This is a genomic window from Micromonospora yasonensis (assembly GCF_026013475.1).
Lineage (GTDB): Bacteria > Actinomycetota > Actinomycetes > Mycobacteriales > Micromonosporaceae > Micromonospora > Micromonospora yasonensis.
This window is the reverse complement of sequence record NZ_JAPDPH010000334.1, coordinates 1-5,459: the sequence shown is the minus strand read 5'-3', so window position 1 is coordinate 5,459 and position 5,459 is coordinate 1. Positions and strand designations below refer to the sequence as shown.

Below are 5,459 nucleotides of genomic sequence, written 5' to 3'. Positions count from 1 at the left end.
TAGGGTGCTGGCAGACACTCATTCGCAGCGAGGGAGAAGCAGATGGCGGGTCGACTCGCGGTCGTCGGTGCCGGGCTGATGGGCTCGGGCATCGCCCAGGTGGCGGCGCAGGCGGGCTGGCAGGTGACGCTGCGGGACCTGGACGACGCGGCCACCAAGCGGGGCGTCGACGGCATCCGGAAGTCGCTGGAGAAGTTCGCCGAGAAGGGGAAGATCGAGGCGTCCGAGGTCGAGGCGACCCTGGCCCGGATTACCCCGACCACCGAGCTGGAGGCGGCGGCCGACGCGGACATCGTGGTCGAGGCGGTCTTCGAGAAGATCGAGATCAAGCACGAGGTGTTCCGCGCGCTGGACAAGATCTGCAAGGCCGACGCGGTGCTGGCCACCAACACCTCGGCCATCCCGGTCACCCAGATCGCCACCGCCACCGAGCGGCCGGAGTCGGTCGTCGGCACCCACTTCTTCTCGCCGGTGCCGATGATGAAGCTCTGCGAGCTGGTCCGCGGCTACAAGACCAGCGACAGCACCCTGGCGACCGCGAAGGCCTTCGCCGAGGAGATCGGCAAGACCGTCGTGGTGGTCAACCGGGACATCGCCGGTTTCGTCACCACCCGGCTGATCTGCGCCCTCGCGATGGAGGCGGTCAAGCTGGTCGAGTCCGGCGTGATCTCGGCCGAGGACCTGGACACCGCCTGCAAGCTGGGCTTCGGCCACGCCATGGGCCCGCTGGCCACGGTCGACCTGACCGGCGTGGACGTGCTGCTCAACGCCACGAAGAACATCTACACCGACACCGCCGACGAGAAGTTCTTCCCGCCGGAGCTGCTCCAGCGCATGGCCACCGCCGGTGACCTGGGCCGCAAGACCGGCCAGGGCTTCTACGCGTACTGAGTCCCATGCCGCCCCCGGCCGAGGCGGCCGGGGGCCCTTGCGCCTCAGCCGTCGCGCCGGGTGGTCCAGCGGAAGGTGGTCAGGCAGAGCACCAGGCCGATCACGCACCAGAGCCCGAGGACGAGGGCGACGCGGCCCAGCTCGAACGAGCCGCCCGGCTCCTGCCCGCCGAAGCTGCCCGGCAGGAAGACCGACCGCAGCCCCTGGCACATCCACTTGAGCGGGAAGAGCGCCGCGACCTGCTGCATCCAGGCCGGCAGGCTGGTGAAGACGAAGAACACCCCGGAGATGAACTGCAGGATCAGCGCTACCGGGGTGACCACGGCCGAGCCGCTGCGGGCGGTCCGGGCCAGCGAGGAGATGGCGATGCCGCACAGGGTGCAGGCGGTGACGCCGAGGACCGCGACCCAGCCGAAGGTGAACCACTTCGCGGCGGTATCGGGCAGCTTCAGGTCGAACAGCAGCACGGCGACGAGCAGCAGCAGGGCGGTCTCGGCGACGCCGATCGCCACCACCATGATCACCTTGCCGGCGAACCAGACCCACTTCGGCATCGGGGTGCCCCGGTAACGCTTGAGCACGCCCCGGTCCCGCTCGATCGGGATCCAGATGCCGAGGTTCTGGAAGCTCACCGTCATCAGCCCGGTGGCGATCATGCCGGTGATGAAGTACTGGGTGAACTTCACCCCGCCACCGATCTCGCCGTGGAAGATCGAGGCGAAGATCAGGATCATGATGATCGGGAAGCCCATCGTGAAGACGACGGACTCCCGGCTGCGCAGGAACTGGGTGATCTCCAGTCGGCCCTGCCGCAGTGCCAGGGCGCCCGCGCCCAGCCGACGCGCTGCGGGGACGGTGGCGACCGGGGCCGCCGGCTTCGTCGTGGTCGTCATCAGTGTCCGATCATCCGCAGGTAGACGTCTTCCAGGGTCGGCCGGGTCACCGTGAGCCCGGGGACCTCGCCGCCGAAGCGCGCGCCCAGCTCGGCGACCAGTGCCGTCGGCGTCGCGGTCTCCGCGCTCTCCCGCGTCCCGTCCGTGGTACGCCAGGAGACCGTGGCCAGGGCCTCCTGCCGGTTGCCGAGCCGGTTCGGCGGGGCCACCTCGACCACCCGGCCGGCGGCGATCACGCCGACCCGGTCGGCAAGGGCCTCGGCCTCGTCCAGGTAGTGGGTGGTCAGCACGATGGTGGTGCCGGCGGCGGCCAGGTCCCGGATCAGCTCCCAGAACTCGCGCCGGGCCTCCGGGTCGAAGCCGGTGGTGGGCTCGTCCAGGAACAGCAGTTCGGGACGGCCGATGATGCCCAGCGCCACGTCGAGCCGGCGCTTCTGCCCGCCGGAGAGGGTGTGCGTACGGGCCTTCGCCTTGGCGCCCAGCCCGACCCGCTCGATCACCTTGTCGGGGTCGTCGGCCTCCGGATAGAAGCCGGAGAAGTGCCGGACCACCTCGGCGACGGTCAGCTCGTCGAACTCGCCGGTGCCCTGAAGCACGATGCCGACCCGGGACCGCCAGGCCGGGTCCGGGCGGGCCGGGTCGACGCCGAGCACGCGTACCTCGCCGGCGTCGCGCTGCCGGTAGCCCTCCAGGATCTCCACCGTGGTGGTCTTGCCGGCGCCGTTCGGGCCGAGCAGGGCGAACACCTCGCCCCGGTGCACGTCCAGGTCCACGCCCGCCACCGCGAGGTTGTCCCCGTACGCCTTGCGCAGTCCCCGTACGGAGATCGCGAGCTCGTCATCCATGACGTCCAGTGTGCGTCCGCGACACACCAGGCGGTGGCCCGGGGTGTGGTGGTGTCGGCCATGTCGCGCCGCTCATGCCCGTCGGTCCGCTCCATGGATCTGTGTGGTTTTCCACAACCCGTTTTACTGAACGGTAACTTAGACTCCGGCCATGGACGAGAAGGCTCCCGCGGGCCGGCTGCCGGAACGCGACCGGCCCTGGGTGATGCGCACCTACGCCGGGCACTCCTCCGCCGCGGCCACCAACGCGCTCTTCCGCCGCAACCTGGCGAAGGGGCAGACCGGTCTCTCCGTCGCCTTCGACCTGCCCACCCAGACCGGGTACGACCCGGACCACGAACTGGCCACCGGCGAGGTGGGTCGGGTGGGTGTCCCGGTGGCACACCTCGGCGACATGCGGGCCCTCTTCGACGGCCTCCCGCTCGCCGAGATGAACACCTCGATGACGATCAACGCGCCGGCCATGTGGCTGCTGGCCCTCTACGGCACGGTCGCCGCCGAGCAGGGCGCCGAGCTGGCCCGCTGCGCCGGCACCACGCAGAACGACATCATCAAGGAGTACCTGTCCCGGGGGACGTACATCTTCCCGCCGGCGGCCTCGCTGCGGCTGACCGCGGACGTCATCGCGTACACGCTGCGTGAGATGCCGAAGTGGAACCCGGTCAACATCTGCTCATACCACCTGCAGGAGGCCGGCGCGACGCCGGTGCAGGAGGTCGGCTTCGCCCTCGCCACCGCGGTCGCCGTGCTCGACGCGGTGCGCGACGCCGGCCAGGTGCCGGCCGAGCGGATGGGCGACGTGGTCCAGCGGATCTCCTTCTTCGTCAACGCCGGAGTGCGCTTCGTCGAGGAGATCGCCAAGATGCGCGCCTTCGGCGCGCTCTGGGACGAGATCACCCGCGACCGGTACGGCGTCGAGAACCCGAAGCAGCGCCGCTTCCGCTATGGGGTCCAGGTCAACTCGCTCGGTCTCACCGAGGCCCAGCCGGAGAACAACATCCAGCGCATCGTGCTGGAGATGCTCGGCGTCACCCTCTCCCGGGACGCCCGGGCCCGCGCGGTGCAACTGCCCGCCTGGAACGAGGCGCTCGGCCTGCCCCGCCCCTGGGACCAGCAGTGGTCGCTGCGCATGCAGCAAGTGCTGGCGTACGAGTCGGACCTGCTGGAGTACCCGGACCTGTTCGAGGGCTCGCACGTGATGACCGCGCTGGTCGACGACATCGTCGCCGGCGCTCGGGTCGAGCTGGCGAAGGTGCTGGAGATGGGCGGCGTGGTGACCGCCGTGGAGACCGGCTACCTGAAGAGCGCGCTGGTGGCCTCGCTCGCCGATCGCCGGCGGCGGATGGAGGCCGGCACCGACGTGGTGGTCGGGGTCAACCGGTTCACCGAGACCGAGCCGTCGCCGCTGACCGCGGCCGGCGCCGAGGCGATCGAGCAGGTCGACCCGGCGGTCGAGGAGGACGCCACCGACGCCGTACGCGAGTGGCGGGCCGGCCGGGACGCGGCGGCCGTGGACGCGGCACTGGCCCGGCTCCGGGCGGACGCCGCGACCACGACGAACCTGATGCCGGCGACGCTGGAGTGCGTGCGGGCCGGGGTGACCACCGGCGAGTGGGCCGGCGCGTTACGCCAGGTCTTCGGCGAGTACCGGGCCCCGACGGGCCTCGCGGGCGCGGCCGGGGCCGGCGGCGACGCGGGCCTCGCGACGGTCCGGGACCGGGTCGCCGCCACCGCCCGGGAACTGGGCAGCGGCCGGCTGCGGTTGCTGGTCGGCAAGCCCGGCCTGGACGGGCACTCCAACGGCGCCGAGCAGATCGCGGTACGCGCCCGCGACGCCGGTTTCGAGGTGGTCTACCAGGGCATCCGGCTGACCGCCCGGCAGATCGTGGCCGCCGCCGTCGAGGAGGACGTGGACCTGGTCGGGCTCTCGGTGCTCTCCGGCTCGCACCTGGCCGCCGTGCCGGCCGTGCTGGACGGGTTGCGCGCCGCCGGCCGCGCCGACCTGCCCGTGGTGGTCGGCGGCATCATCCCGGCCGGCGACGCCGAGGCCCTGCGGGCGGCGGGCGTGGCCCGCGTCTTCACCCCGAAGGACTTCGCGCTGACCGGCATCATCGACGACCTCGTGACGGTGATCCGCGAGGCCAACGGCCTGAGTTGAAAGGAGGGGGCCCCGGTTAACGCCTGGCGTGGTGAAGGGGCCCCTACTAACACCTCAGCGGCTCAGGTTGATCTGGTCGATGCCGCCGCGGACCGGCATCTCCACGAAGGTGTGGCAGCGTGCGTGGTCGCTGCTGCCGATCGTGATGGCGAATGCGTGGCAGTCATTGGTGTGGTTGTAGGCGCAGGACCTGACGGTGCACTCCTGCACCCGCGGCATCTCCATCGCTGCGGTCATGGCGGCGACCCTCCTTAGGCATCTTGCGACGATTTTAGGCATTCGACCTGTTCGTCTCCCTGCCTTTGGGCGTTGGCGGCCGGGCTGCCTTCTCCGGTCTTCCGGTGCGCACAACTTCGGGGTAAGTGCTGCCTCCTTGCGGCGGGAGGCAACAGTCTCGGGGAAGTTGCGCGGGTGTTGCGGGAGGCGATGGCCCGGCTCGCGGGACGCTGAGTGGATCAAGCAGGGTGTGGGCGGCTGGGGCTGGGGCGGCGGCGAGATTGCCGGCTGGTGGGCCGGGGTGGTTTGTCCGTTCTTGGCGCGGCTGGCTGCCGTGGGTGGAACGCTATGGACGTCTCCCGGCTCCGGTGACGTACATGGTGTTCCACTGGCCGGCGCGGCGTCGGGCGGCTCGGTGCTCAGGTGGGTGGTGTGTCCGGTTTGTGGGTGTGAGCG

The 5,459-nt window shown here is 70.9% G+C and carries 5 protein-coding genes; 2 read left to right on the top strand and 3 right to left on the bottom strand.

All coding sequences use genetic code 11. The features are described from left to right. Window positions 1-42: 42 nt before the first annotated feature. On the top strand, window positions 43-891 hold the full coding sequence (locus ONA70_RS34360; protein WP_265010653.1) for a 3-hydroxyacyl-CoA dehydrogenase family protein: 849 nt from the start codon (window positions 43-45) through the stop codon (window positions 889-891). Window positions 892-935: 44 nt separating this feature from the next. On the opposite strand, the gene ONA70_RS34355 is transcribed toward ONA70_RS34360, so the two are convergent. Both ONA70_RS34355 and ONA70_RS34350 read right to left on the bottom strand, forming a co-directional pair. Beyond that, the gene (locus ONA70_RS34355; protein ID WP_265010652.1) at window positions 936-1,784 is read right to left on the bottom strand and encodes an ABC transporter permease; all 849 of its coding nucleotides are present in this window, start codon (window positions 1,782-1,784) and stop codon (window positions 936-938) included. Further along, a complete protein-coding gene (locus tag ONA70_RS34350) occupies window positions 1,784-2,629 on the bottom strand; it encodes an ABC transporter ATP-binding protein (RefSeq protein ID WP_265010651.1) in 846 nt (281 codons plus the stop codon). Before ONA70_RS34350 ends, ONA70_RS34355 begins: the two co-directional genes overlap by 1 nt. A 151-nt stretch (window positions 2,630-2,780) precedes the next feature. Between ONA70_RS34350 and ONA70_RS34345 the strand changes: the two genes are divergently transcribed. After that, a complete protein-coding gene (locus ONA70_RS34345; protein ID WP_265010650.1) occupies window positions 2,781-4,787 on the top strand; it encodes a protein meaA in 2,007 nt (668 codons plus the stop codon). 54 nt (window positions 4,788-4,841) lie between these two features. Here the strand turns inward: ONA70_RS34345 and ONA70_RS34340 are convergent, their stop codons facing one another. After that, window positions 4,842-5,024 carry a DUF1540 domain-containing protein gene (locus ONA70_RS34340; protein WP_265010649.1) on the bottom strand — a complete coding sequence of 61 codons (183 nt, stop codon included), beginning with the start codon at window positions 5,022-5,024 and terminating at the stop codon, window positions 4,842-4,844. Window positions 5,025-5,459: the final 435 nt, after the last annotated feature.